The sequence below is a fragment of the Methylosinus sp. H3A genome (assembly GCF_015709455.1).
Taxonomy (GTDB): domain Bacteria; phylum Pseudomonadota; class Alphaproteobacteria; order Rhizobiales; family Beijerinckiaceae; genus Methylosinus.
Genome location: NZ_JADNQW010000005.1, coordinates 1,915,643 through 1,939,864, shown reverse-complemented (window position 1 = coordinate 1,939,864; position 24,222 = coordinate 1,915,643). Strand labels below are relative to the sequence as shown.

Annotated in this window: 21 protein-coding genes; 17 read left to right on the top strand and 4 right to left on the bottom strand. The window is 65.9% G+C overall.

The window, feature by feature from the left end; genetic code table 11:
- Nucleotides 1–185: 185 nt before the first annotated feature.
- Nucleotides 186–1,718 carry an aldehyde dehydrogenase family protein gene (locus IY145_RS12070; protein WP_196408439.1) on the top strand — a complete coding sequence of 511 codons (1,533 nt, stop codon included), beginning with the start codon at nucleotides 186–188 and terminating at the stop codon, nucleotides 1,716–1,718.
- A gap of 32 nt (nucleotides 1,719–1,750) precedes the next feature.
- Nucleotides 1,751–3,133, top strand: coding sequence for a VOC family protein (locus IY145_RS12065; protein ID WP_196408438.1), 1,383 nt, complete (start codon nucleotides 1,751–1,753; stop codon nucleotides 3,131–3,133).
- On the opposite strand, the gene IY145_RS12060 is transcribed toward IY145_RS12065, so the two are convergent.
- Together IY145_RS12060 and IY145_RS12055 are read right to left on the bottom strand one after the other, a co-directional pair.
- Nucleotides 3,104–3,697, bottom strand: coding sequence for a phosphatase PAP2 family protein (locus IY145_RS12060; RefSeq protein WP_196408437.1), 594 nt, complete (start codon nucleotides 3,695–3,697; stop codon nucleotides 3,104–3,106). The genes IY145_RS12065 and IY145_RS12060 overlap by 30 nt on opposite strands.
- A 512-nt stretch (nucleotides 3,698–4,209) precedes the next feature.
- Nucleotides 4,210–4,440 (bottom strand): hypothetical protein, encoded by a 231-nt coding sequence (locus IY145_RS12055; RefSeq protein WP_196408436.1) that lies wholly within the window; start codon nucleotides 4,438–4,440, stop codon nucleotides 4,210–4,212.
- Nucleotides 4,441–4,881: 441 nt separating this feature from the next.
- On the opposite strand from IY145_RS12055, the gene IY145_RS12050 reads away from it, so the two are divergent.
- The 12 genes from IY145_RS12050 to IY145_RS11995 all read left to right on the top strand — a co-directional run bounded on the left by IY145_RS12050 (nucleotide 4,882) and on the right by IY145_RS11995 (nucleotide 15,427).
- A complete protein-coding gene (locus tag IY145_RS12050) occupies nucleotides 4,882–6,747 on the top strand; it encodes a methanol/ethanol family PQQ-dependent dehydrogenase (RefSeq protein WP_196408435.1) in 1,866 nt (621 codons plus the stop codon).
- A gap of 119 nt (nucleotides 6,748–6,866) precedes the next feature.
- Nucleotides 6,867–7,754: a methanol oxidation system protein MoxJ gene (moxJ, locus tag IY145_RS12045; RefSeq protein WP_196408434.1), complete on the top strand. Its 888-nt coding sequence runs from the start codon at nucleotides 6,867–6,869 to the stop codon at nucleotides 7,752–7,754.
- A 91-nt stretch (nucleotides 7,755–7,845) separates the two neighbouring features.
- Nucleotides 7,846–8,427 carry a cytochrome c(L), periplasmic gene (gene moxG / locus IY145_RS12040; protein ID WP_196408433.1) on the top strand — a complete coding sequence of 194 codons (582 nt, stop codon included), beginning with the start codon at nucleotides 7,846–7,848 and terminating at the stop codon, nucleotides 8,425–8,427.
- Nucleotides 8,428–8,509: 82 nt separating this feature from the next.
- Nucleotides 8,510–8,809 carry a methanol dehydrogenase [cytochrome c] subunit gene (locus IY145_RS12035; RefSeq protein ID WP_196408432.1) on the top strand — a complete coding sequence of 100 codons (300 nt, stop codon included), beginning with the start codon at nucleotides 8,510–8,512 and terminating at the stop codon, nucleotides 8,807–8,809.
- A gap of 154 nt (nucleotides 8,810–8,963) precedes the next feature.
- Nucleotides 8,964–9,995 (top strand): MoxR family ATPase, encoded by a 1,032-nt coding sequence (locus IY145_RS12030; protein ID WP_312030580.1) that lies wholly within the window; start codon nucleotides 8,964–8,966, stop codon nucleotides 9,993–9,995.
- A gap of 13 nt (nucleotides 9,996–10,008) precedes the next feature.
- Nucleotides 10,009–10,857: a DUF58 domain-containing protein gene (locus IY145_RS12025; RefSeq protein ID WP_196408430.1), complete on the top strand. Its 849-nt coding sequence runs from the start codon at nucleotides 10,009–10,011 to the stop codon at nucleotides 10,855–10,857.
- Nucleotides 10,858–10,860: 3 nt separating this feature from the next.
- Nucleotides 10,861–11,772 (top strand): nonribosomal peptide synthetase MxaA, encoded by a 912-nt coding sequence (locus IY145_RS12020; RefSeq protein ID WP_196408429.1) that lies wholly within the window; start codon nucleotides 10,861–10,863, stop codon nucleotides 11,770–11,772.
- Nucleotides 11,769–12,800, top strand: coding sequence for a vWA domain-containing protein (locus IY145_RS12015; RefSeq protein WP_196408428.1), 1,032 nt, complete (start codon nucleotides 11,769–11,771; stop codon nucleotides 12,798–12,800). Before IY145_RS12020 ends, IY145_RS12015 begins: the two co-directional genes overlap by 4 nt.
- The gene (locus tag IY145_RS12010; protein WP_196408427.1) at nucleotides 12,797–13,411 is read left to right on the top strand and encodes an MxaK protein; all 615 of its coding nucleotides are present in this window, start codon (nucleotides 12,797–12,799) and stop codon (nucleotides 13,409–13,411) included. The genes IY145_RS12015 and IY145_RS12010 overlap by 4 nt, the downstream gene beginning before the upstream one ends.
- A gap of 50 nt (nucleotides 13,412–13,461) precedes the next feature.
- Nucleotides 13,462–14,406 (top strand): vWA domain-containing protein, encoded by a 945-nt coding sequence (locus IY145_RS12005; protein ID WP_196410517.1) that lies wholly within the window; start codon nucleotides 13,462–13,464, stop codon nucleotides 14,404–14,406.
- Complete coding sequence (locus IY145_RS12000) at nucleotides 14,403–14,927, top strand: SRPBCC family protein (protein WP_196408426.1); 525 nt, start codon at nucleotides 14,403–14,405, stop codon at nucleotides 14,925–14,927. Before IY145_RS12005 ends, IY145_RS12000 begins: the two co-directional genes overlap by 4 nt.
- A 2-nt stretch (nucleotides 14,928–14,929) precedes the next feature.
- Nucleotides 14,930–15,427 carry a hypothetical protein gene (locus IY145_RS11995; protein ID WP_196408425.1) on the top strand — a complete coding sequence of 166 codons (498 nt, stop codon included), beginning with the start codon at nucleotides 14,930–14,932 and terminating at the stop codon, nucleotides 15,425–15,427.
- A gap of 96 nt (nucleotides 15,428–15,523) precedes the next feature.
- Here the strand turns inward: IY145_RS11995 and IY145_RS11990 are convergent, their stop codons facing one another.
- Together IY145_RS11990 and IY145_RS11985 are read right to left on the bottom strand one after the other, a co-directional pair.
- Nucleotides 15,524–16,930 carry a mannose-1-phosphate guanylyltransferase/mannose-6-phosphate isomerase gene (locus IY145_RS11990; RefSeq protein ID WP_196408424.1) on the bottom strand — a complete coding sequence of 469 codons (1,407 nt, stop codon included), beginning with the start codon at nucleotides 16,928–16,930 and terminating at the stop codon, nucleotides 15,524–15,526.
- A 256-nt stretch (nucleotides 16,931–17,186) separates the two neighbouring features.
- Nucleotides 17,187–20,462, bottom strand: a complete 3,276-nt coding sequence (locus IY145_RS11985; protein ID WP_196408423.1) for a helicase-related protein — start codon at nucleotides 20,460–20,462, stop codon at nucleotides 17,187–17,189.
- Nucleotides 20,463–21,194: 732 nt separating this feature from the next.
- Between IY145_RS11985 and IY145_RS11980 the strand changes: the two genes are divergently transcribed.
- Genes IY145_RS11980 through IY145_RS11970 form a run of 3 tightly spaced genes read left to right on the top strand, consistent with a single transcriptional unit; the run spans nucleotide 21,195 to nucleotide 24,114 of the window.
- Nucleotides 21,195–21,617, top strand: a complete 423-nt coding sequence (locus IY145_RS11980) for a GtrA family protein (RefSeq protein ID WP_196408422.1) — start codon at nucleotides 21,195–21,197, stop codon at nucleotides 21,615–21,617.
- Nucleotides 21,614–22,552, top strand: coding sequence for a glycosyltransferase family 2 protein (locus IY145_RS11975; RefSeq protein WP_196408421.1), 939 nt, complete (start codon nucleotides 21,614–21,616; stop codon nucleotides 22,550–22,552). The genes IY145_RS11980 and IY145_RS11975 overlap by 4 nt, the downstream gene beginning before the upstream one ends.
- Nucleotides 22,553–22,575: 23 nt before the next feature.
- A complete protein-coding gene (locus IY145_RS11970) occupies nucleotides 22,576–24,114 on the top strand; it encodes a hypothetical protein (protein WP_196408420.1) in 1,539 nt (512 codons plus the stop codon).
- Nucleotides 24,115–24,222 lie beyond the last annotated feature (108 nt).

Here is a 24,222-nt window from a genome sequence, read left to right as displayed (position 1 = left end):
GGCGTCGCCTCGACGATTTTCATCAGTGCGGACGATCGACGGCTCACGGACACAAAGCCTCTGCGAGCCATTCACGAGCGGAGCGCGTCGTTACGCCGCCCCGACGTTCTCATTGCAAATACATCGAACACGAGCTATTTGCGAGACAAATAAAACAGCAAAACGACGAGATGGGAAGCACAACCATGGAATCTCGTACAGCATCCAGCGATATAGCAGCGCGAGCTGAAGAGTTGCTTTCACGTATTACTGTTCCGTCCGCGCTATTCCGTGATGGAAAATTACACAGCAAGACGCCGATTACCGGCGACGTCATCGCCAGAGTAAAAACACAAGACAGCGATGCTTTAGACGCCGCGATCGGCGAGGCCGAAGCCGCCTTTCGCAAATGGCGCAATATTCCTGCGCCGCGACGCGGCGAATTGGTGCGGCTGCTCGGCGAGGAATTACGCGCCGCCAAGAACGAGCTCGCCGAGCTCGTCACCATAGAGGCGGGCAAGATCGTCTCCGAGGCGCGCGGCGAAGTGCAGGAGATGATCGATATTTGCGACTACGCCGTCGGCCTGTCGCGGCAGCTCTACGGCCTCTCCATCGCCACCGAGCGACCCGGCCATCGCATGATGGAGACATGGCATCCGCTCGGCGTCGTCGGAATCATCACGAGCTTCAACTTCCCCATTGCGGTGTGGGCCTGGAACGCGGCCATAGCGCTCGTCTGCGGCGACGCTGTCGTCTGGAAGCCCTCGGAAAAGACGCCGCTGACCGCGCTCGCGACGCAGGCTCTGTTCGAGCGCGCCGTCGCGCGCTTCGGCGATGCGCCGAAAGGACTCTCCGCCCTCGTCATCGGCGGGCGCGAGCTCGGCGAAGCGCTGGTCGACGATCGCCGCGTCGCGCTCGTCTCGGCGACGGGCTCGACCGCCATGGGGCGCGCCGTGGGGCCGCGCCTCGCGCAGCGTTTCGCGCGCTCCATTCTCGAGCTCGGCGGCAATAACGCCGCCATCGTCTGCCCGTCCGCTTCGCTCGATCTCGCCGTGCGCGCCATCGCCTTCGCGGCCATGGGAACGGCCGGCCAGCGCTGCACGACGCTGCGACGCCTCATCGTGCATGACTCGATCTACGATCAGCTGATCGGTCGGCTCTCGCTCGCCTATGCGTCCGCGCCGGTCGGCGATCCGCGCGAAGGCAAGACGCTCATCGGCCCGCTCATCGACGGCGATTCCTATCGCGCCATGCAAAAGGCTCTGGACGAGGCCGCTGCGATCGGCGGAAAAATCTACGGCGGCCAACGCCTGTTCGCCGAGGAGCGCCCGAACGCCTATTATGCGCGGCCGGCGCTGGTCGAGCTGGCGGAGCCCGCGCCCGTCGCGCGGCGCGAGACTTTCGCGCCGATCCTCTATGCGATGAAATATCGCGATCTGGGCGAGGCGCTGCATATGCAGAACGATGTGAGCCACGGCTTGGCGTCGTCGATCTTCACCACCGATCTGCGCGAGGCGGAGCGTTTCCTCTCGGCCGAAGGCTCCGATTGCGGCATCGCCAATGTGAATATCGGTCCCTCGGGCGCCGAGATCGGCGGCGCATTCGGCGGCGAGAAGGAGACCGGCGGCGGACGCGAGGCGGGCTCCGATTCCTGGAAGGCCTATATGCGCCGCGCCACCAACACGATCAATTATTCGAGCGCTCTGCCGCTCGCGCAAGGCGTCGTCTTCGACGTGTGATCCTTGCGCCGATCGATCTCGAGGAGTCCGACATGACCGAGACCCATGTTTCCGCCGATACGATCCGCTCGATCTTCTCCGCGGCGATGACGCAAATGTATCGCGACGAGGTGCCGCGCTATAAGGAGATGACGCGCATCGTCGGCGAGATCGACGGCGAAGCGCTGGCTCGCGATCCTGCGCTCGAGGCGCGGCTTCGCCGCTCCGGCGCTTTCGATCTCGTCGGGGTCGAGCGACACGGCGCCATTCGCGTCGGACGGCCCGAGGAGCTCGCGGGGCTGCGTCGACTCTTCGCCGTCATGGGCATGTATCCGGTCGGCTATTACGATCTCTCGCCCGCCGGCGTGCCGGTTCATTCGACCTGCTTCCGGCCGGTCGCGGCGGAATCGCTGCGGCGCTGCCCCTTCCGCATCTTCACCTCGCTGCTGCGTCCAGAGCTCATCGAAGGCGAGGATTTGCGTCGCGAGGCGCAGGAAATTCTCGCCCGACGACGCATTTTCACGCCGCGCTGTCTGCATCTCATCGAGCTGTTCGAGGCCAATGGCGGACTCGGCGAAGCGCAGGCGATCGACTTCGTGCATGAGGCGCTGCACACTTTCCGCTGGCGCGGCGAGGCGACCGTCACGGCCGGCGTCTATGAGGCCTATCGCAAGGCGCATCCGCTCGTCGCCGATGTGGTCTGCTTCCATGGCCCGCATATCAATCATCTCACTCTGCCGACGCTCGACATAGACGCCGTGCAAGAGGCGCTCGCCGAGCGCGGGCTCGATCCGAAATCGATCGTCGAAGGTCCGCCGCCTCGGCAATTTCCGATATTGCTGCGCCAGACGAGCTTCAAGGCCATCGCCGAGCCGGTGCGTTTTTCCGGACGCGACGAAGCGCGCGGCGAGCATCGCGCGCGCTTCGGCGAGATCGAACAGCGCGGCGCGGCGCTCACCGCAAAGGGGCGCGCGCTCTATGACAGGCTGCTGGCGGAGACGCTCGCCGCCAATGCGCCGCGCGACGGCGCGACGGGCGATTATCGGGCCGAGTTGAAAAGCCGCTTCGCCGCCTTCCCCGATGACGCCGCGACTTTGCGCGCGCAGGGCCTCGCTTTCTTCCGCTATACGCCCGGCGAGAATCGGAGCGCGAGAGGCGATGTCGAGACTTTGCTGCGCGAAGGCGCACTCATCGCCGAGCCGATCACTTACGAAGATTTTTTGCCGGTGAGCGCGGCGGGCATATTCCAGTCCAATCTCGGCGAGGGCGGACGTCGCGACCTATCGGCCTGCGCCAATCGCGAGGCTTTCGAACATGCGCTCGGAACAAAGGTCGCCGACGAAATGGCGATCTATGCACATGAAGAGAAAACTTCGCTCGCGCGCGCGCTCGGCGTCGGCGAGCGATCACCAATGGCCGAGAATGCAGGCCGATAGCGGATAGCCCATGGCGAGGCCGAGCGTCAGCCCGCCCAGCACATCGCTCGGATAGTGATGCGCCGTGGCGATGCGCGACCACGCCATCGAGAGCACCAACGCGCCGGCGGAAGCGCCGGCCGAAGGCCAGGCGAGAACGATCGGCGCGAGCACGCCGCTGAGCGTCATCATATGGCCGCTCGGAAAGGAATGCTCGTCGAGAATCTTCAACAGCGACGTCAGTCGTGGATCGACATGGAAGGGCCGCTTGCGCCCGATGCGCTTCTTGATGATCGGGAACAGCGTGTGCAGCAGCGCGGCGTTGAGTCCGCCGAGCGCGACGATCGGCCAGGCTTCGAGGCCGACGAGAGAGAAGATCGCCGCCACGAGGATCGGATAGATCCATCCATTGCCGAGCTTGCTGATCGTGATCGCGAGCATTCGGCCGAATGCCGATTTCGTGGAGAGAGTCACGAAATGCACGCCGGCGAGATCGGCCCGAGAGAGACGATCTCGCCACAGGAGCAGCGTCTCGGCGAGGACGAGGCGTTCGAGAGAAAGTCGACGATTCGAAGCGAGCAGCATGGCGAAAAAGCTAGGCGCCGCGTGCTGCCGTTTCGTGACACATGAACGACGTTTCGATTGCAGCGAGCGCGGCGATCGTCACATCATTGTCAATCGCGCGGCGAGTTCGCCCGTGCAGAAAGGGATAGATCGCGAGCGTCGCTATATCTCGCCTCGCGAAGATTTTTTACGCTCGCCGTTTTTCGCGCGATGCGCGCCGCTCGGACCCTCGACCTTTCGCCATGTCGGCGCGACGGCCGCTCTCACAAGCGAAGCGGGAGCGCCGCCGATGACGAGACCGCCGCGGCGCAGGCCGTGCAGGTCTCCCTTGATCTCGCTTGGTCCAAAACCAGGGCTCGCTTTTGTCCAAAAGACGACAAGCGCGCGCGTCTTCCTGCGCCGTTCGGCGATAGACCGGGGGACGCCGAGCGCTCCCGCGGTGAATTTTTCCCGACCCGTCCGACGAAAGCTCATTCTCCGCCGACCGGAAGCGCGACGCGGTCGGAGCCGGCTCGAAGCGGAGGCGCGAGCGCCTATTTTCGCCGCGTCGTCGGCTTGCCTGTCGCAGGCTGGGGCTCGAAAGCGAAATAGCGGCCGCCCAGCGTTCCCTCGAACGGCGCCTCTTCGTTCGGCCGTCTCAGTTCGAAACGGATCGACGTATTCGGGACGAGCGCGCGCAGCGTCGTCCCGGCGATCCATTCGACCTCGACTTCCAGCGGCTCGTCCGGGCGGTCGATATCGGTCAGTTTGATACGCCTTTCCATCTCGATCCTTCTCGAGACCATCATCCCTGGATCGTCCCGGATCTCATTTTCGATCGGAGCGAATCTCGCCGTCCTGAAATGGAACGAATGGCAATCGGCTCGACCTCGGCTTCAAAGGCCATACCACTTTGTCGACATCGCGGCGCGACGGGGGCGCAATCAGGCCCCCCTCCCCCGGAGTCGTGACGAAGAAACGCCGCTTATGCCGATTCTTCCCGCGTGAGATTACCGACAAATCATACAGACAGAGGCGCGGCCGAAAACCTATATCTCGCCGGCCCCGACCCTCGCTTTTTCGGGCGAATGCGTTGCGACGACGTCGAGGACGGCGGCCGACAAACAAGAATGGCTCGAAAGATCGCGAGCCGTTGTTTCACGAGGCGACATCTCCATTCCGCTCTGCGATTCGCCGGGCGATGGCTGTTGCAGGAGGACTCGTCGATGAGGAAACTACTGAATTCGGTATCGCTGCTCGCCGTGCTGACGGTGGCGCCGATCGGCGTCGCTTCGGCCAACGACAAGCTCGATCAGCTCTCCAAGAGCGAAGACAATTGGGTGATGCCGGGTAAGAACTATCACTCGGACAACTACAGCACGCTGACTCAGATCAACACCGACAATGTGAAGAATCTGAAGGTGGCGTGGACGTTCTCGACCGGCCTGCTCAACGGCCACGAGGGCGCGCCGCTCGTCGTCGACGGCAAGATGTATATTCACACGTCTTTCCCGAACAACACTTTCGCGCTCGATCTCGACGATCCGACCCGCATCCTGTGGCAGGACAAGCCGAAGCAGAACGCCGCCGCGCGCGCCGTCGCCTGCTGCGACCTCGTGAACCGCGGCCTCGCTTATTGGCCGGGCGACGCCAAGACGCCGCCGCTGATCCTCAAGACGCTGCTCGACGGCCATATCGAGGCGCTCAACGCCAAGACCGGCGAGCTGCTGTGGAAGGTCGAGAACTCCGACTATAAGGTCGGCTCGACGCTCACCATCGCGCCCTATGTCATCAAGGACAAGGTTCTCGTCGGCTCCTCTGGCGCCGAGCTCGGCGTGCGCGGCTATGTGACGGCCTATGACGTTCACACCGGCGAGCAGTCCTGGCGCGCCTATGCGACCGGCCCGGACGAGGACGTGCTGCTCGCCAAGGACTTCAACGGCAAGAACCCCCATTACGGCCAGAAGGGCCTCGGCACTTCGACCTGGGAAGGCGACGCCTGGAAGATCGGCGGCGGCACCAATTGGGGCTGGTACGCCTATGATCCGGGCACGAACCTCTTCTACTACGGCTCGGGCAATCCGGCGCCGTGGAACGAGACGATGCGTCCGGGCGACAACAAATGGACGATGACGATCTTCGGCCGCGACATCGACACGGGCGAGGCCAAGTTCGGCTATCAGAAGACCCCGCATGACGAGTGGGACTTCGCCGGCGTGAACTTCCTGACGCTCACCGAGCAGAAGGACAAGGAAGGCAAGGAGCGCAAGCTTCTCACCCATCCGGACCGCAACGGCATCGTCTACACGCTCGACCGCACCAATGGCGATCTGATCTCCGCGGACAAGATCGACGACACGGTCAATGTGTTCAAGACGGTCGACCTCAAGAGCGGCCTGCCGGTTCGCGATCCGGAGTATGGCACCCGCATGGATCATCTCGGCAAGGACATTTGTCCCTCCGCGATGGGCTATCACAATCAGGGCCACGACTCCTACGATCCGACCAAGCAGCTGTTCTTCCTCGGCGTGAACCATATCTGCATGGATTGGGAGCCCTTCATGCTTCCCTATCGCGCGGGTCAGTTCTTCGTCGGCGCGACGCTGAACATGTATCCGGGTCCGAAGGGCGATCGTCAGAAGGGCGAGGGTCTCGGCCAGATCAAGGCCTACAACTCGATCACCGGCCAGTTCAAATGGGAGAAGGCCGAGCGCTTCGCCGTTTGGGGCGGCACCACCGCGACGGCCGGCAATATCGTGTTCTACGGAACGCTGGACGGCTTCATCAAGGCCCGCCACAGCGACACCGGCGAGCTGCTCTGGAAGTTCAAGCTTCCCTCGGGCGTGCTCGGCTATCCGATCGTCTATAACCACAAGGGCACCGAATACGTCGCGATCCTCTACGGCGTCGGCGGTTGGCCGGGAGTGGGCCTCGTGTTCGACCTTCAGGATCCGACGGCCGGCCTCGGCGCGGTGGGCGCGTTCAAGCAGCTCGCCAACTACACCCAGATGGGCGGCGGCGTGGTCGTCTTCTCGCTGGGCGGCAAAGGCCCCTACGACGATCTGAGCCTCGGCGAATACAAGGCTCGCTGATCCATCGGCAGACGTCGGTCGCGTCCTCCCCTGTTCGCGACCGACCAGCACGCCGCCCGGATGCGTCAAAGGCGTCCGGGCGGCCTTGCCTCACGATGCAAACCCATCGGATCGATCACATGTCGCGTATCACCCCTTCGCGTCTCGTCGCCTCCGGCTTCGCCCTGGCGATTCTGTCCGCCGGCGCCATGGCGCAAGAGACGAAGCCTTCGGCGGCCGCCTCCGCGAGCACGGCGGACACTCTGCGCATCTGCGCCTCCGAAGCGCAGTCGCCTCTCTCCCTCAAGGACGAAACCGGCCTCGAGAATCGCATCGGCGCCGCGCTCGCCGAAGCAATGGGACGCAAGGCGCAGTTCGTCTGGTCGTCGAAGCCCGCGATCTATCTCGTCAGGGACTATCTCGACAAGAACCAGTGCGACGTCGTCATCGGACTCGACACGGGCGATCCCCGCGTGCTGACGAGCAAGCCCTATTTCCGCACCGGCTATGTGTTCGTGACCAAGGCGCAGAGCAATCTCGACATCAAATCCTGGTCCGACCCGCGCATAAAATCCTTCAATCATATCGCCGTGCCCTTCGGCTCTCCGGCGGAGGCGATGCTGAAGGAGATCGGCGAATATGAGAGCGACATGGCCTATCTCTATTCGCTCGTGAATTTCCGCTCCCCGCGCAATCAATACACGCAGATCGATCCTGCGCGCATGATCGGCGAAGTAGCGAGCGGCAATGCCGAGCTCGCTGCGGCCTTCGCGCCGGATGTGGCGCGCTTCGTCAAATCCTCGCCCACGCCTTTGCGCATGACGCTGATCGACGACGATTCCAAGCGCAGCGACGGTCAGAAGATCGGGCAGCATTACGACCAGTCGGTCGGCGTGCGCCTCTCCGACAAGGAGCTGCTCGGCCAAGTGAACGCAGGCCTCGAGCGCGCCAAACCGAAGATCGACCAAATCCTCACGGCGGAAGGCGTTCCGCTGCTGCCCATCGTCAATCCGGTCGCGGCGCATTAGAGCGCGTTCCGCTCGAACGGCTCCGTTCGAGCGATCAGAATGCGCTCCAAACCAAAACGAGCCCGGCGAACATTCGAAGAGACCGACAGAAATGAAATCCACCAAGAAAAAGGCCTATGTCCTGGCCGGCGGCGCCTTCGCCAGCATGATCGCCCTCACGGCGATCGCGCAAAACGCGGGCATAACGTTTCGCAACACGATCACCGGCGAAGTGCTGAATTTCGACGACGCGCTTCCCGAGGGCAAGGACACGGCCGGCGTCAAGCAATTCTTGCAGACGGGCGTCAATCCCTACAATGGCGACGTGAGCTGTCTGAAGCAGGGCGAGCAGCTCTTCCTCTCCGCTTGCTCCGGCTGTCACGGCCATCTCGGCGAAGGCAAGATCGGCCCCGGCCTCAACGATTCCTATTGGACCTATCCGCAGAATGCGACCGACGAGGGGTTCTTCTCGACCATCTTCGGCGGCGCGCAGGCGTCCATGGGTCCGCAATACGCCAATCTCCAGCTCGACGAGATGCTGAAGGTCATGGCCTGGGTCCGCCATCTCTACAAGGATCCCGTGGCCGGCGCGACCTGGCTGACGCCGGAGCAGCGCGCGAAGTTCAAACCCTATCCCGGACACGAGACATTCCCCGACGATCCCCCGGGTCAATGCAAGACCTCGGGAAAATGAAAGACGGGAAAATGAAAGTCGCGTTCGCGACAGCGGCGCGACGGACGCGGCGAGAGCCGCGCGATAATTGGAGGAAGGCACGATGGGAGTTTTGAAGATTGCGGCGGCCGTCGCCGTCGTGTTCGTCATGAACGCGGCTGCGATCGGCGCGGCCTCGGCCTATGACGGAACCAAGTGCAAGGCGCCCGGCGATTGCTGGGAGCCCAAGCCCGGCTTCCCGGACAAGGTCGCCGGCTCGAAATACGATCCCAAGCACGACCCGAAAGAGCTCGCCAAGAACCAGTCCGCCATCGCGGCCATGGAAGAGCGCAACAAGAAGCGCGTCGAGCACTTCAAGAAGACTGGCAAATTCGTCTATGACGTGAACCAGATCCCGCAATAAGTCGAACGAAAAAAAGCCGCCCCCGCGCCCGGGGACGGCAGTCTTGCGGCCACGGTCCGGGTCCGGCGTCATTCGACAACAACGCGTCGGGCCCAATTCCCGGGATCGTGGCCGTAATGTCTTTCCTTCCGACGAGATGTTGGACTCGCTGCGCGTGAAAGAGACCGCCGAAATCGACGCGACCTTGGCCGACTGGCGCGCCAAGGCGCAGGAATTCGAAAGGCGCGTCTCGCGCGCCGTCATCGGCCAGAACCACGTCATCCGTCTGGTGACGATCTCCATTTTCGCGCGCGGCCATGTGCTGCTCGAGGGCGATGTGGGCGTCGGCAAGACGACGCTGCTGCGCGCCGTGGCGCGCGCGCTCGGAGGTGCCTATTCGCGCATCGAGGGCACGGTCGATCTGATGCCGAGCGACCTCGTCTATCACACCTATCTCGCCGACGACGGCCGCCCGCGCGTCGAGCCCGGCCCCGTGCTGCGGCAGGCAGAAAATCTCTCGATCTTCTTCTTCAACGAGATCAACCGCGCCCGCCCGCAGGTGCATTCTCTGCTGCTGCGCCTCATGGCCGAGCGCAGCGTCTCCGCCTTCAATCGCGAATATCGCTTTCCCGCGCTGCAGGTCTTCGCCGATCGCAATCTCGTCGAGCGGGAAGAAACTTTCGAGCTTCCCGCCGCGGCGCGCGACCGCTTCCTCATGGAAATTTCCATGAAGACGCCGAGCGACGCGGAGGCGCGCCGCGCGCTGATCTTCGATCCGCGCTTCCATGACGTCGACCGCCTGCTCGAGGACATAGGCGAGCCGATCTTCGATTATCGCGAGCTCAATTCTGTCGCCGAGCTCATCCAGACGCGCGTCGGCGCGAGCGAGACGCTGCAGGCCTATGTGGCGAAGCTGTGGGATGCGCTGCGCGATCCGCTCGCGGCGGGCGTCACTCTGCCGGACATTGAAATGCGCGGCCTAGTGCGCGGCGGCGCGAGCCCGCGCGGCGTCGCTTTTCTGGTCCGCGCGGCCCGCGTGCGCGCCTGGCTCGAGGGCCGCGACGCGCTGACGCCGGAGGATATTCGCGAAATCTTCCTGGAGACGATGGCGCATCGCATTTTCGTCGACCCGATCTATGCGATGCGCGGCGACGACATCGTCCGCGATCTCTGCCGGGCCGCCTTCGCCACAGTTCCGGCGCCTTGAGACACGGGGCGTGATGGCCGAGCGCCTCGACATCGCCTATCGTCCCCGCGGCCGCGTCTCCAACGGCTCCATCGGCGCGCATGGCGGCGTCGACGTCGGCGGCATAGGCGTGTTCCGCGATCACGCGCGCTTCATCCAATTTCCCGACGCGCGGCGCATCGACATTCGCGCCACCATGCGCGATCCCATCGGCGAGACCCATGTGCGCCGCTTCGAGCAGCGCAACTCCATCGACGTCTATGCGCTCGTCGATCTTTCCGCCTCCATGGGTTTTCACGGCGCCGCGCGCCGGCTCGACATCGTCGCCGATCTCTGCGCGGCGCTGGCTTTCTCGGCGACGCGCATCGGCGATCGCTTCGGCCTCGTCGCCTGCGACGAGACGTTGCGCGGCGATCTGCTGCTGCCCGCGACGCGCGCCCGCGGCGCGGCGATGGAGGCGGCCGAGCGCATGCGCGGCGCGCAGCCGCGCGGCGCTTCGGCGCAAGGGCTGACGGAAGCCGCGGGATTGATCGCCGGGCGCCGCAAGCTCGTGCTGCTCGTCTCCGATTTCCGCTGGCCGGCGGGCTTCGCGGCCCGTTTGTTCGGCATGCTGGCGCAGCATGATCTCGCGCCCATCCTCATCGGCGATTCCGCCGAGGAGCGCGATCTTCCGCGCTTCGGCCTCGTCGAGCTCGACGATCTCGAGAGCGGCGCGCGGCGGCTCGTGCTCATGCGCCCGGGCCTGCGCCGCCGCTGGATCGCGCGCGAGGCCGAGCGGCGCGACGCGCTGCGCCGCCTCGCTCTCGCCCATGGACGCCCGCCCTTCGTCATCAGCGACGCCTTCGACGCCGACGCGCTGTCGCGTCATCTGCTCGGACTCTGACCGATGCGCGCCGGCCTTCTCGCCCTTTCTCTTCTCCTCGCGCTCATCGGCCAGGCGGCCGCGGCGGAGGTGAAATCCGTGCGTCTCTACGCCGATCGCAGCTTCGGCTTTTTCGTCGGCGATCTGGTGACGGCGCGGCTCGAGATCGTCGCCGATTCCGCGCTGCGCCTGCAGACGGCCTCGCTGCCACGCCCCGGCGCGCTGGATTATTGGCTCGATCTGCGCGACATGCGCCTGCGGGAAGAGGCGGCGGGCGACGGCCTCACGCGCTGGAATGTCGAGCTCACCTATCAGCTCTTCTATGTCGCGCTCGACGTGCGCGAGCTGAAGATTCCGCCTTTCTCGCTGCGCTTCACGCGCGAGGGCGCGACCGAGACCGTGCAGGCGCCCGCCTGGGAGATCGGCGTTTCGCCGCTGCGCGAAGTATTGCCGCAGCGACGCGACGATCCGACTGATTATATGCGTCCCGACGCGAGCGTCGCGGAAGGCGACGCCACGACGCCGGCCATTCGCGCCGGCGTCTTTCTCGCGCTCGCATTCGGCGCGTCGATCCTGGTCGCGCACGATCGCGGCTGGCCGCCTTTCCATCGCCGTCGCGCCCGCGTCTTCGCGGCCGCCGCGCGTCGCATCGCCTCGCTGACGCGGCGCGGCGACGAGACGGCGCGGCGCGCGGCGATGCTCGCCTTGCATCGCGCGATCGACGAAACCGCCGGGCGCCGCATCTTCGCCGAGGATCTCGGCGCCTTTCTCTCTCACAATACGGCGCTCGTTTCCGCGAAAGAGCCGCTCGAGCGCTTCTTCGCGACATCGCGCGCGCTCTTCTTCGGCGTCGCGAACATGGGCGCCGATCTCAGTCTGGCGGATATCGTCGCGCTGGCGAGGTCGCTGGCGGCGCTCGAAAGGAGCGCGCGATGAGCTTTGGCGTCGCCTCTCCGCTCGCGCTGTGTCTGCTGCCGCTGGTTCTGGCGCCGCTGTTCTTCTCGGCGCTGCGGCCTTCGCCCGTCGCCTCTGTCGCGGCGGCTCCGCAGGACGCGCTCTCCGGCGTCGTCGCCCTCGCCTTACGGCTTTTCGCAATGCTCGCGATCGGCGCGAGCGCGCTCGCCGTCGCCGGCCCCTATCGCGAGGGCCGCTCTGTGCTGCGCTATGGCGAGGGCGCGGAAATCTCGATCCTCATCGATCGCAGCGCCAGCATGAACGAGACCTTCGCCGGCCGCACGCCCGCGGGCGGCGACGAATCGAAAGCCGCCGCCGCCAAGCGCATCATGAGCGATTTCGTCGGCCGCCGCGCGCATGATCTCTTCGGCGTCACCGCCTTCGCCACCTCGCCGATTTTGGTCATGCCGATGACCGATCATCGCGAGGCGGTGCGCGCCGCCGTTCAGGCGATCGACCGGCCGGGTCTCGGCTACACCAATATCGGCCGCGGCCTAGCCATGGCGCTCTCGCAACTGCCCGCCGGCGGTGAGGTCGAATCGCGCGTCATATTGCTCGTCTCCGACGGCGCCGCCGTCATCGATCCGCGCATACAGGATCAGCTGCGCGCCGACTTCCGCAAGATTCGGCCCAATCTCTATTGGCTGTTCCTGCGCACGCAGGGCTCCAAGGGCTTCAGCGACAAGCCCGACGCCGACGAGTTGGACACGCCGCAGGCCTTGCCGGAGCGCCATCTCGATCTCTTCTTCAAATCGCTCGGCGTCCCCTATCACGCTTTCGAGGCCGAGGGCCCCGCCGCGGTCGCGGACGCCATCGCCGAGATCGACCGGCTCGAGCGCCGGCCTTTCCGCTACGCCGAGCGCATTCCGCGCAAGGATCTGACCAGCGAGGCGCTTCTCGTCGCCGCCTTCGCTTCGTCCTTTCTGCTCGCGGCGAAATTTGCGGAGACGAGTCTGAAGCAGGCCGCGCGCGCCCCGTCGGCGCGATCGGCCGCGAGGAGGCCCGCATGATCGAAGCGGCGCGCGCGCAGACGATGCGGAGAGCGTGGGAGACGATCGCGCGTCTCGTCGCGCGCTGGCGCTCGACGCTTTTGCTGCTGCTGCTCGGCGCGGCGCTCGCCGGGGCGCTACAGGGCGCGCTCGCCGCATGGCGCGCCCGCGCCGACAACGCCGCCCTTGGCGCGCTCGCCGCCGGCCGCGACGTCGAGACCGACGCCGCCTCCACGCCGGAGCTGCTCGCCGCGCGCGCGGGTTTTCTGGCGAAGCGCGACGAATTCGACAAGGCGCGCGCGCTATTGGAGCCGCTGGGCGCCGCCGGCCGCGAGGCGCTCGCCGCGCTCGCCCATTATGATCTCGGCAACGCGCTGCTGCGCCACGCCTTCGATCTCTTGGAGCGCGGCCAGCTGGAGCCGGCGGGGCCCTTCGTGGAGCTGGCGCGGCGCGAATATCGCCGCGCGCTGCAATATCGGCCGGACTTTTGGGACGCGAAATATAATCTCGACGTCGCCGCTCGCCTCGTGCGCGACAATCCGCAGCTCGAGCATTCCGGCGGCGACGAGCTCCCCGCCGATCCGAAAAAAATCTGGACCGACATTCCCGGCGCGCCCAAGGGGCTGCCGTGACCGCCCGGCTGCGCGACGCGCGTTTTCTGTCGCTCGCCTTCGCCGCGGCGATGCTGGTCGCGGCCTTTGTCTTTCCGCGCGCCAGCGCCGTGCGCAACGGCGTCGACGCACTGCTGACGCTCGACATCACCGGCAGCATGAACACGCGCGATTATGCGCTGGGCGGCGCGCCGGCGAGCCGCATCGATTTCGCCAAGCAGGCCCTGCGGCGGCTGGTCGCCGATCTGCCTTGCCCCTCGCGCGTCGGGCTCGCCATTTTCACGGAGCGCGAGCCTTTCCTTCTCTTCGAGCCGGTCGACGTCTGCGAGAATTTCGCGGCGATCGACGCGGCGATCTCCGGCCTCGACTGGCGCATGGCCTGGGAGGGCGACAGCCGCATTTCCGCCGGTCTCTTCCGCGCCATCGAAATGGCGCGCCGTGTGGACGCGGATCTCGTCTTCGTCACCGACGGCCAGGAGGCGCCGCCGCCGCCCGCCTATGGCGCGCCGGTCTTCGAGGGCAAGAGCGGAGAGGTTTTGGGCCTCATCCTCGGCGCCGGCGGCTATGAGCCGGCGCCCATACCGAAATTCGACGATCGCGGCCGCGAGATCGGCTTCTATGGCGCCGACGAGGTGCCGCATGAGAGCCGCTTCGGCCTGCCGCCGGCTGGCGTCGAGCAGCGCGAGGGCTACAACCCGCGCAATGCGCCCTTCGGCGGCGCCATGACGATCGGCTCGGAGCATCTTTCTTCCGTGCGCGAGCCCTATCTGCGCCAGCTCGCCGAGCGCACCGGCCTCGCCTACGCCCATTTGGAGAAGCCGGACGGACTGGCCGCCGCGCTTCTTTCCGTCGCGCGTCCGCGGCCGAGCCTCGCGCCCGTCGATCTGCGCCCCGCCTTCGCGGCGGCCGCGCTGGCGGGCTTCGCGGCCCTCTATCTCATCGTCCCGCTCGCCGAAATTTTCGCGCGACGCCGGCGCTCCCGTCTCGCAACCGCACGTCCGAGGAGATTCCAATGAAACCGAAAATCGCCCTTTTCGCCTTCCTTCTATCCATAGCGCCGGCGCTGGCGCATGGCCCGACGCCGATCAAGGTCGACGAGAAGATCACCGTCGCCGCCGATCCCAAGACCGTCTGGGCGCTCGTCGGCCATTTCGGCTCGCTCGATTGGCATCCGGATGTCGCCAGCGTGAAGGCGACCGGCGGCGACGCCAATGGCGCCGTCCGCGAGATCACGCTGCGCAAGGGCGGCGTCGTGACCGAGAGCCTCGACGAATATGATCCGCAGCAGATGAAGCTCAGCTATCGCATGTCGGACGCAAATCTCGACGCGCTGCCGATCAGCTCCTATTCGGCGACGCTGGCGGTGAAGCCGGCCGCCGGCGGCGGCAGCGAGGTGCAATGGTATGGCCGCCTCTATCGCGGCGACACCAGCAATGAGCCGCCGGACAATCTCAACGACGACGCCGCGCGCGAGGCGATGACCACTTTCCTGAAGGACGGTCTGCAGGGACTCGTCAAAAAGCTGCAAGGCAAGTGACGATGGCGGCGCCGCGTCTCGCCGCCCTCTGCGCGACGCTGGCGGCGCTGCTCTGCGCCTGCGGGGACACGGCCCCGCAGCGCCCCGTCGCAGAGGTGAAGGGTAGAGACGCGCTGCCGAAATGGCTGACGCCGATCGATCGCGTCGATCCGGCCTATTGGCTCGCGGCGCGAAAAAGCGGCGGCGCGCCGGTCGATGAGGCGAGGGTGGCGCGATTGCGCGCGGCGCTCGAAACCGGCGGCGCGCATTTTCTCGAATCGCCACGCATGCTCGCCAATCGCGCCGGCCAGCTCGGCGACATGCTCGCGGAAATCGGCGCGGCGGAGGACGAAGCGGAGCTGATCGAAAGTCTCGCGCGCATTTCCGCCGTGACGCAGAACAAGCAGACCTTCGGCGATCTCTGCCAGCATTATTTCAATCTGCGCAAGCAGGGCGCCGCGCGGGATGCGGCGCTCGCCGATCTGCTCGAGCGCTATAGCATGCAGAGCCGCGGGCAATGAGCCGAAATGCCGGCGGCTACGATGCGAGACTGAAAGCTCGCGGTCCAAAGCGCTCCCTGGACCGCGAGCTCAGAGGCTCGCCGAGCGCAAACCGCGTCAGCCGCGGTTGTAGACGTCCTGCAGACGCACGATATCGTCCTCGCCGAGATAGGAGCCGGTCTGCACCTCGATGAGCTCGAGGTCGATTCTGCCGGGATTGCTCAGGCGATGAATGCAGCCGATCGGCAGATAGATCGATTCGTTCTCGTGAACGAGCAGCGTCTCCTGATCGCGGCCGACCTCCGCCGTTCCCTTGACGACGATCCAATGCTCGGCGCGATGAAAATGCTTCTGCAGCGACAGACGCGCGCCAGGCTTCACGACGATGCGTTTCACCTGATGCCGATCGCCGGAATCCACCGACTGATAATAGCCCCAGGGACGGAAGATGCGCTTGTGCTCGCCCGCCTCGCGGCGGTTCTCGCGCTTCAATTGATCGACGAGCTGCTTGACATTGTCGCCATGCTCATGGCCGAGCACCAGCACCGCATCCTGCGTCGTCACCACAATGACGTCGTCGACGCCGACGACCGTCGTCAGAGTGTCGTCCGAGCGCACATGCACATTGCGCGAGTCGCGGATCACGCCATTGCCGCGCACCGAATTGCCGGCCGTGTCGCGCTCGGTCAGCTCCCAAACGGCGCGCCAATTGCCGACGTCCGACCAGCCGATGTCCGCCTCGATCACCGCGGCTCGGCGCGTCTTCTCCATCACCGCGTAATCGATGGAGGTCTTGGGCGCGCGCGCGAAAGCTTCGGCGTCCAGCACCAGAAAATCCAGATCGCGGCGCCCGGCGTCGATCGCTTTTTCGGCCGCCTCGAAGATCGCCGGCTCGAATTGCGCGATCTCCTCCTGCATCACATCGGCGCGGAAGATGAAATTGCCGCTGTTCCACAGATAGCCGGCGTCGATATAGCGCTGCGCCGTGTCGCGATCGGGTTTTTCGACGAAGGCCTCGAGCTTGGAGACCTCGCCGAAAAGCCGTTCGCCCGGTCGCAGATAGCCATAGCCGGTCGCCGGACTGTCGGGCTTGACGCCGAGCGTGACGATATGGCCCTCGGCCGCGGCGGCCGCCGCCTTTTTGCAGAGCTCGACGAGGCCTTGTCTGTCGCGCACGACATGGTCGGCGGCCAGCACGACGACGATCGTCTGCGGCGAGCGCCGGGCGGCGAGACCTGCGGCGACGGCGACGGCGGCGGCGGAATCACGCCGCGTGGGCTCGAGGACGATATCGGCGCAGGCGCCGATCTCACGCAGCTGATCGGTGACCAGGAAGCGATAATCGGCGTTGGAGATGATGACCGGCTTGTCGAAGGCTTCGTCCGACAGCGTCTCGATGGTCGTCTGAAAGGTCGATTTCTCGCCGATGAGCGGGATAAATTGTTTCGGGAGCGACTCCCGCGATTCGGGCCATACGCGCGTGCCCGCCCCGCCGCACATAATGACAGGAAGTATCTTCGTCATGTATCGCCTTTCGGTGGAAGGCCTTCGTCCGACGCCGCGCTCGCCACGAGACGACGGCCGCGGACAGGATCTCGCCCACGGCCGGCATTCGGGATCGACGAGGCCCGATAGCATCGGCCAGCGCCAGCGCGCCTAAGATCACGCCAGCAATAGGCCGAACGATCCGGATTTGGCAAGTCGACGCGATCCCACCCCCGAGCGATCCCGCGGCCGCTTCGGCATGGGTCGGACAAGACCAGTCATTTGAGGCAAAATTTCAGCTCTTGCCCTTTTTTTCGAGCTCGGCCTTCAGCGCCAACAACTTGGCGAAGGGCGAATCGGGGTCGGGAAGCCGCTCTCTCTCCCGCTTTTCCGGCGTCGAAAAGCCGCCATTGCCGCGGCGGCGGTCGTCCCGCGGCGGCCGATTATTGTCGCCTCGCGGATTGTCGCCGCGAGGCTTGCCGCCGCCGGAGCGGAAGCCGCTCTCCTTGCGGGCGTCGGGACGCGGCTTGTGCTCGGCCTGCGCGCCCTCCCCCGGCTCCGGGCGGCGTCCGCCGCCCCCCTGGCCCGGTCGCGGGCCGCGCTGACGCTCGCCGGAGGGCCGCGCGGAGCGGCCGCCCTCTTCCTGGCCCGCGCCCGGAGCGCCGCCATGACGCCGGCGCGGCGCCTGCGGAACGTGGCGCTGCAGCGTCCAAATCTCGATCGGCGCCGGCTCCGTGGAGACGGGCTCGGCGGCGACGGGCTCGGCAACCGCCTCCGGCGCTTCGGCGCTGGCCTCTTCAGCGCTGGTCTCTTCAGCGCTGGTCGCTTCGGAGCTCGCCTCTTCGGAGCTGGTCTCTTCGGAGCTGGTCGGCTCGACGTTCGCGGGCTCGACGCTCTCCGCAACGACGTCCGCCGCCTCGGCCTCCTCTGCCGCTTCGACGAGAGTCTCGGCCTCCTCGACGAGCGATTCCGCGGTCTGCTCGGCCGGCGCCTCGGCCTGCTCGGCGCCCGCTTCGCCATCCTCGGCCACAGGCGCGGCCGGCGTCGGGGCGAGCGGCTCGGTCGCCGCCTTGGCCAGCAACGGCACGGTGATCGCCGGCCCCTGGCGCTCGGCCGACTGATAGCCGAGCGAGCGCAATATGGAGGCGAAGGCCTCGCCCGCGCAGCCGGTGAGAGAGGTCATCGCCACGGTGACGACGAAACCCTCGCCATCGGCGGCGCCGGCGGGCGGGTCGCCGGCCGTCACGCCCGGCCGATAGGCGCTCGCCGGCCGGATGAGATCGGCGAGGCGCTCGAGAATATCGACGCGCACCACACGCTCGCCGCAGACGCGGAAGCCGGCGGCGCGGTAGAATCCCTTGGAGATCGACGGATCGGCGGCGAAGGAGGTGCGGCCGGAGGCGGCCAGATGCGGCACCTCCTCGAGGCCCTTCAGATTGTCGAGCCCGCCATGCTTCAAGCCCCACAACAGAGCGGCGAGCGAGCGCGGCGCCGGCTTCAGCAGCTGCGGCAGATAAATGTGATAGGCGCCGAAACGCACGCCCTTCTTGCGCAGGGCGGCGCGGTCTTCCTGAGAGAGCGTCTTGATCTCGCGGGCGACGCGGCTACGCTCCAAAACGCCGAGCTCCTCGGCGAGCTGAAAGGCGATGCCGCGGGTGACGCCCTCGAGCCCCTCGCCCTTCTCGAGCTCCTCCAGCGCGCCGAGCAGCTTCTTGATGTGCTGCGCCAGCCACAGATCGAGGCGCTGCTGCACTTTCTCCAGCGATGCGCCGGTCAATTGCTCGTCGGCCAGCAGCCGCACCGTCGGGGTCAGCGTCGCCGCGCCGGGCGCGATCTTGCCGACGGGCTCGCCGAGCCAGCGAATGGTCCCGTCATTGCCCAGCAGGAAGGCGTCGTCCACCGCGTCGAACACGCGGGCGGCGCGCGCCTCTATCTCGCCGGCGAGCGCCCTCTGCGCCGCGGAGTTCAGCGCCTTGGCCGCTTCTCCCGTCGCCTGTGGATCGGCGGTGAAGCGAAATCCCTGCAACTGTCCGACATGCTGACCTTCGACCATTACGTCGCCGGCAGTAGTGATTTCGGCTTCGAGCATCGCATTCTCTCTCAGGCGGCGCATCAGCACACTGGTGCGGCGATCGACGAAACGCTGCGTGAGGCGTTCGTGCAGCGCGTCGGACAGACTGTCCTCTACCTGACGAGCGACGCTCTGCCAATGCTCTGGATTCTCGAGCCAGCCGGATCGGTTGGCGATGAATGTCCAGGTCCGCACCTGAGCGAGCCTCGCGGACAGGGTGTGAATGTCGCCGTCGATACGGTCCACGGCGGCGATTTGCTTTGCGAACCAATCGCCTGGGATCAATCCGCGACGCACCACATAGCCATAGACGGCGAGCGCGAGCTCGGTATGGGCGGCGGGCGAGGTCTTACGATAATCGGGAATCTGGCACACGTCCCAGAGTCTCATAATATCGGCTCTGGTTTTCGTGTTGCGCTGCACAGTTTCGTCGCGCGCCGCGACTTCCAGCACCATCTGATCCTCGGCGGTGCGGGCCCTCAGCAGGCATTCGTCGGGGGAGGCGCGCTCCAGCGATTCGACCAGCGCCTCGATCGATTCGAAATCGAGATCGGCGTTGCGCCATTGCAGCGCGACCAGCGGATCGAACCAGTGATTCTCCAGCGCCTCGACCGTCTGCTCGTCGAAGGGCGGGCAACGGCCGGTGGAGCCGAACGTCCCGTCGTTCATATTGCGCCCGGCGCGGCCGGCGATCTGGCCCAATTCCCCGGCGGTGAGGCGACGATGGCGCCAGCCGTCGAATTTGCGGTCGGAGGCGAAGGCGATGTGGTCGACATCGAGATTGAGGCCCATGCCTATGGCGTCGGTGGCGACGATGTAATCGACATCGCCGTTCTGAAAGAGATCGACCTGGGCGTTGCGCGTGCGTGGGGAGAGCGCGCCGAGCACGACGGCCGCCCCGCCGCGCTGACGCTTGATCCATTCCGCTATGGCGTAGACGTCCTCGGCGGAGAAGGCCACGATGGCGCTGCGCGGCGGCAGGCGCGCGAGCTTGCGCTCGCCGGCGAAGCTCAGATGCGACAGCCGCGGCCGCGTGAAAATGGGAACGCCCGGCAACAGCCGCTCGATCAGCGAGCGCATGGTTTCCGCGCCGATCAGCAGCGTCTCGACGCGGCCGCGCCAATAGAGCAGGCGATCGGTGAAGACATGGCCGCGGTCGAGATCGGCGGCGAGCTGAATCTCGTCCACGGCGACGAAATCCACATCGAGATCGCGCGGCATCGCCTCGACGGTCGAGACCCAATAGGCGGGCGCGCGCGGCTTTATCTTCTCCTCGCCGGTGATGAGCGCGACATTGTCCGACCCCACACGCTCCGCCACTCGCGCATAGACCTCGCGCGCGAGGAGGCGCAGCGGCAGGCCGATCATGCCCGTCGGATAGGAGAGCATCCGCTCTATGGCGTGATGAGTCTTGCCGGTGTTGGTCGGCCCCAGAACGGCGGCGACGCCGGCGGTCGACGGACGGACGCCCGGCGCGGCCGGTCTCTTGGCGGTGAGCATAGGGCCCATGGCTCTGCGTTATATTTCACCTGGAGCCCTGACGCGAGCCCACGCCAGAATCGATAGCGGCGCACGTCCCGGATTAGAACAGCGGAGACGACGCCATTTCAGACTTCGAACAGGCGACGAACGAATCGCGGCCGAATCGCTTACGAGCTCGGAGTCACGCTCTGTTCGCTCGAGATATGGTCTCTCACCCGCCTCACGAACACTAGGGCTTCTAAATCTCATATTTTGCAGCATGGATCGACCGCGAGCAGCGCGAGGTCCGACGCGGACTCCGTCCTGGCGGCTTGTCAACATGCGAATCACGACGTTGCGACGACCATCGCGTTAAGGTTTGGAATCATGCCGGAACGGAGCGGGCACGAATCGGCGATCTCGCGGCGTTGCCGCGCCGTTCGCGCGAGGTCTCGAGGCCGCGGCCCCATATTCGTCCATATATCGCGAGCCCCTCGCGCCCGCGCGAGGCCTCCGGGCGCCGCGCCTTTACCTTTTCGTCCCGAATTCGGTTGCCTGGGCGCGCTCGCGCGGCGCTCGCGGCGGCGGCGATTCGCCCTCGCCGCGCGCTCGCAGGCCCGGCGCGGCGATTCGCGAGCGCGGAAAGGGTTGACGCGCATCCGCCGCGCCGCGCGTCGCGCCGCTGCGGAACCGGCCGGCGTAAGCCGAGCGTTAACCTTTCGTAAGCCATGATCCGCCGCGACAGCGACGCCGAGCGCATGGACGGACGAATTGGCCGACGACAAGCGTGATTTCCGATTCGACGCGGCCGCTCTCGCGCCGAGCGCGCGGGCGCTGCGATTCTTCGCGGTGGGCCTGGTGAACACCGCCTTCGGCTATGCGATCTTCTATTTCGTCTGGCGCGCGACGCTCGATTCGGTCGTCGCGGCCGGCGTCTCCACCGCGCTCGGCGCGCTATTCAATTTCTTGTCGATCGGACGCCTCGTCTTCGGCTCCAGCGATTCGCGCTTTCTCGGCCGCTTCATCGCCGTCTATGCGGCCCTCTTCCTCGTCGACGCGCTCGCGCTGCGCGCGCTCGAGCATTATGGCGCGGAGGCGGCGCTCGCTCAGGCGGCGTTGACGCCGGTGCTCGCGACGCTCTCCTATCTCCTCAATCGCGACTTCGTTTTCCGCGCGGGAGGCGGCGGCGCATGAAGACCATTTCCATCGTCACGCCCTGCTACAATGAAGAGCTCAACATTCGCGAATGCCATGCGCGCGTCGCGGCGCTCTTCGACGGCGAGCTGAGAGACTATCGCCGCGAGCATGTGTTCTGCGACAACGCCTCCAGCGACCGCAGCGTCGAAATTTTGCGCGAGATCGCCGCCGCCGATCCTTGTGTGAAGGTCATTCTCAACGCCCGCAATTTCGGGCCGATGCGCTCCAACTTCAATGGCGTGATGGCGGCCGGCGGCGACGCGATCCTCCTCTTCCTACCGGCCGATCTCCAGGATCCGCCGGAGCTGCTGCCGCAATTCGTGAAGCTCTGGGAGGCCGGAAACGAGATCGTCTATGGCATTCGCAAGATTCGCGAAGAGAATGCGATCATGCGCGTGGCGCGCGGGCTCTATTATCGCGTGCTGACCGGCCTCTCGGAATTCACCTTGCCGCCCGGCGTCGGCGATTACCAGCTCGTCGATCGCAAGGTCGTCGAGGCGATGCGCGCGATCGACGATTCCTATCCCTTCATGCGTATGATGACCTTCGAATGCGGCTTCACCGCCGTCGGCGTCCCCTACAAATGGGTCGAGCGGCGGCGCGGCGTCACCAAGAACACGCTGCTGCGGCTCGTCGATCAGGGCATGAACGGCCTCGTCACCTTCACCCCGGCGCCGCTGCGTCTGCTGCTGTTCCTCGGCTTCGGCATAGCGGCTCTGGCGCTCGCCTACGCCTTCCTCAGCCTCGCGCTCGGGCTCGTCTTCTTCCGCCAAATGGCGCCGCCCGGCGTGATGACGATCATCGTCGCGGTGTTCTTCTTCGGCGGCGTGCAATTATTTTCGATCGGCGTGCTCGCCGAATATATTCTCGCCATCCATGCGCAAGTGCGCCGCAAGCCCGTGGTGTTCGAGCGCGAGCGCATCAACTTCTGAGACAAGCGACAACCGGCGCCGACATGACCACCACGACATCGCCTGAGAAAGACGCAGCCGCCGCCGCGCGCAAAGACGCGCGCGCGCCGCTCTTGCGCAATCTGCTGCTGCTGCGGCTGAGCATTCTCGCCTTCCTGCTCTCCAACGCCGCGCTCGCTCTCGGATTTGGCGTCATAGGCGCAGCGCCGGTTCTCGCGGGCTGCGCGCTGGCCGCTTTCCTCCTCTTCTCCTTCCGTCCAAAGCCCGACAGTATTCTCGCCGCGCCGATCGACGCGAAAATTTTCGTCGCCTGCCTCGCGCTCGCCGTCGTTCTGCTGCTGCTCGGCGGCGAGACGCATCTCTTCTACGCCAATCTTGACTGGCTGATGCGCGACGCCGTGCTCTCCGATCTGACGCGGCAGGGCTTCCCGCTCTTCTATCGCTACGAGAATCAGGATTATCTGCTGCGCGCGCCGCTCGGCATGTATCTCCTGCCCGCCGCGATCGGGCGTTACACGGGGCTTTTCGGCGCGCATGTCGCCATGCTCGCGCAAAATGCGCTGCTGCTCGGCTCTTGCCTCTATTTCGTCGCGCGTCTCGCCGGCGCGCGCGTCGCGCCCTTTCTCGCGATCTTCGTCCTGTTCAGCGGCGTCGATATTCTTCCGCAGCTGCTCCGCGACGGGCTCGAGCTGCCGGACCATCTCGAATGGTGGAGCTCGGCGATCCAATATTCCTCGCATGTCACGCAATTATTCTGGGTTCCGAATCATGCGCTGCCGGGCTGGTGGGCGGCGCTGCTGCTTCTCCTCTTCGCGCGCGGGGAGATCGATCTCGCGATCCTCGCCATTCTCTTCGCGGCGACTCTGCTCTGGTCGCCGCTCGCCGCCGTCGGCGCCGCGCCGCTCATCGGCTTTTGCGCGCTGCGGCTCGGCCGCGGCCTCTTTTCGCCGCGCAATATCGCCGCGGCCGCCGCGGGTCTCTGCTTTCTGCCGATCGCGCTCTATCTGACGATCGACGCCGAATCCGTCAAACATGGCTGGCTGATCGCCATTCCAGGTTTCGTCATCCTCTATGTCGCCTTCATTCTCGTCGAGATTCCGCATGCGGCCTTCCTCTTCGCCGCGCGCGAGACGCTCGCGAGAAGCGACCGCGCGCTCACCGTCGCCGCCATTGTCGTGCTGCTGGCGCTTCCCTTCTATTCCTTCGGCCCGAACAATGATCTCGCCATGCGCGCCTCCATTCCGGCGCTGTTCGTCCTCGCTTTCGCCTTCGCGCGAGTCGCCGTGTCGACGCCCCGCGACGGCGGCCTGCTCGCCTCCCTGATATCGGCCATTGTGATCGTCTCCGCCGCGACGCCGGCGATGGAGATCAAGCGCGCATTCGTCGTGCCGGCTTTCGCCATCGCCGATTGCGATTTGCTGACGAGCTGGCGCAAGACCGATCCTCATGACTTCCCGACCAATTATCTCGCGCGCCTGGAGACGGCTCCGTCCTGGCTCGGCGCGGCGAGCGACGCGCGGCTCGAGATCGAGCAGCGAAGCTGCTGGCCGGATCACCCGCATCTCCCCGAATCGCGCAAATAATCGGCGGCTCCACGCCGAACCGAGGATGTCCACAGAATTTCGCTTTCGACATTTCGCTTTTGACTTGTCGCCACGCCGAACGCTAGAAACGCGCTCCCCAGAAACAGC

Coding starts and splice junctions, on each gene's coding strand:
- IY145_RS12070 (WP_196408439.1), top strand. CDS start 186: ATGGAATCTCGTACAGCATCCAGCGATATAGCAGCGCGAGCTGAAGAG.
- IY145_RS12065 (WP_196408438.1), top strand. CDS start 1,751: ATGACCGAGACCCATGTTTCCGCCGATACGATCCGCTCGATCTTCTCC.
- IY145_RS12060 (WP_196408437.1), bottom strand. CDS start 3,697: ATGCTGCTCGCTTCGAATCGTCGACTTTCTCTCGAACGCCTCGTCCTC.
- IY145_RS12055 (WP_196408436.1), bottom strand. CDS start 4,440: ATGGAAAGGCGTATCAAACTGACCGATATCGACCGCCCGGACGAGCCG.
- IY145_RS12050 (WP_196408435.1), top strand. CDS start 4,882: ATGAGGAAACTACTGAATTCGGTATCGCTGCTCGCCGTGCTGACGGTG.
- moxJ (WP_196408434.1), top strand. CDS start 6,867: ATGTCGCGTATCACCCCTTCGCGTCTCGTCGCCTCCGGCTTCGCCCTG.
- moxG (WP_196408433.1), top strand. CDS start 7,846: ATGAAATCCACCAAGAAAAAGGCCTATGTCCTGGCCGGCGGCGCCTTC.
- IY145_RS12035 (WP_196408432.1), top strand. CDS start 8,510: ATGGGAGTTTTGAAGATTGCGGCGGCCGTCGCCGTCGTGTTCGTCATG.
- IY145_RS12025 (WP_196408430.1), top strand. CDS start 10,009: ATGGCCGAGCGCCTCGACATCGCCTATCGTCCCCGCGGCCGCGTCTCC.
- IY145_RS12020 (WP_196408429.1), top strand. CDS start 10,861: ATGCGCGCCGGCCTTCTCGCCCTTTCTCTTCTCCTCGCGCTCATCGGC.
- IY145_RS12015 (WP_196408428.1), top strand. CDS start 11,769: ATGAGCTTTGGCGTCGCCTCTCCGCTCGCGCTGTGTCTGCTGCCGCTG.
- IY145_RS12010 (WP_196408427.1), top strand. CDS start 12,797: ATGATCGAAGCGGCGCGCGCGCAGACGATGCGGAGAGCGTGGGAGACG.
- IY145_RS12005 (WP_196410517.1), top strand. CDS start 13,462: ATGCTGGTCGCGGCCTTTGTCTTTCCGCGCGCCAGCGCCGTGCGCAAC.
- IY145_RS12000 (WP_196408426.1), top strand. CDS start 14,403: ATGAAACCGAAAATCGCCCTTTTCGCCTTCCTTCTATCCATAGCGCCG.
- IY145_RS11995 (WP_196408425.1), top strand. CDS start 14,930: ATGGCGGCGCCGCGTCTCGCCGCCCTCTGCGCGACGCTGGCGGCGCTG.
- IY145_RS11990 (WP_196408424.1), bottom strand. CDS start 16,930: ATGACGAAGATACTTCCTGTCATTATGTGCGGCGGGGCGGGCACGCGC.
- IY145_RS11985 (WP_196408423.1), bottom strand. CDS start 20,462: ATGCTCACCGCCAAGAGACCGGCCGCGCCGGGCGTCCGTCCGTCGACC.
- IY145_RS11975 (WP_196408421.1), top strand. CDS start 21,614: ATGAAGACCATTTCCATCGTCACGCCCTGCTACAATGAAGAGCTCAAC.
- IY145_RS11970 (WP_196408420.1), top strand. CDS start 22,576: ATGACCACCACGACATCGCCTGAGAAAGACGCAGCCGCCGCCGCGCGC.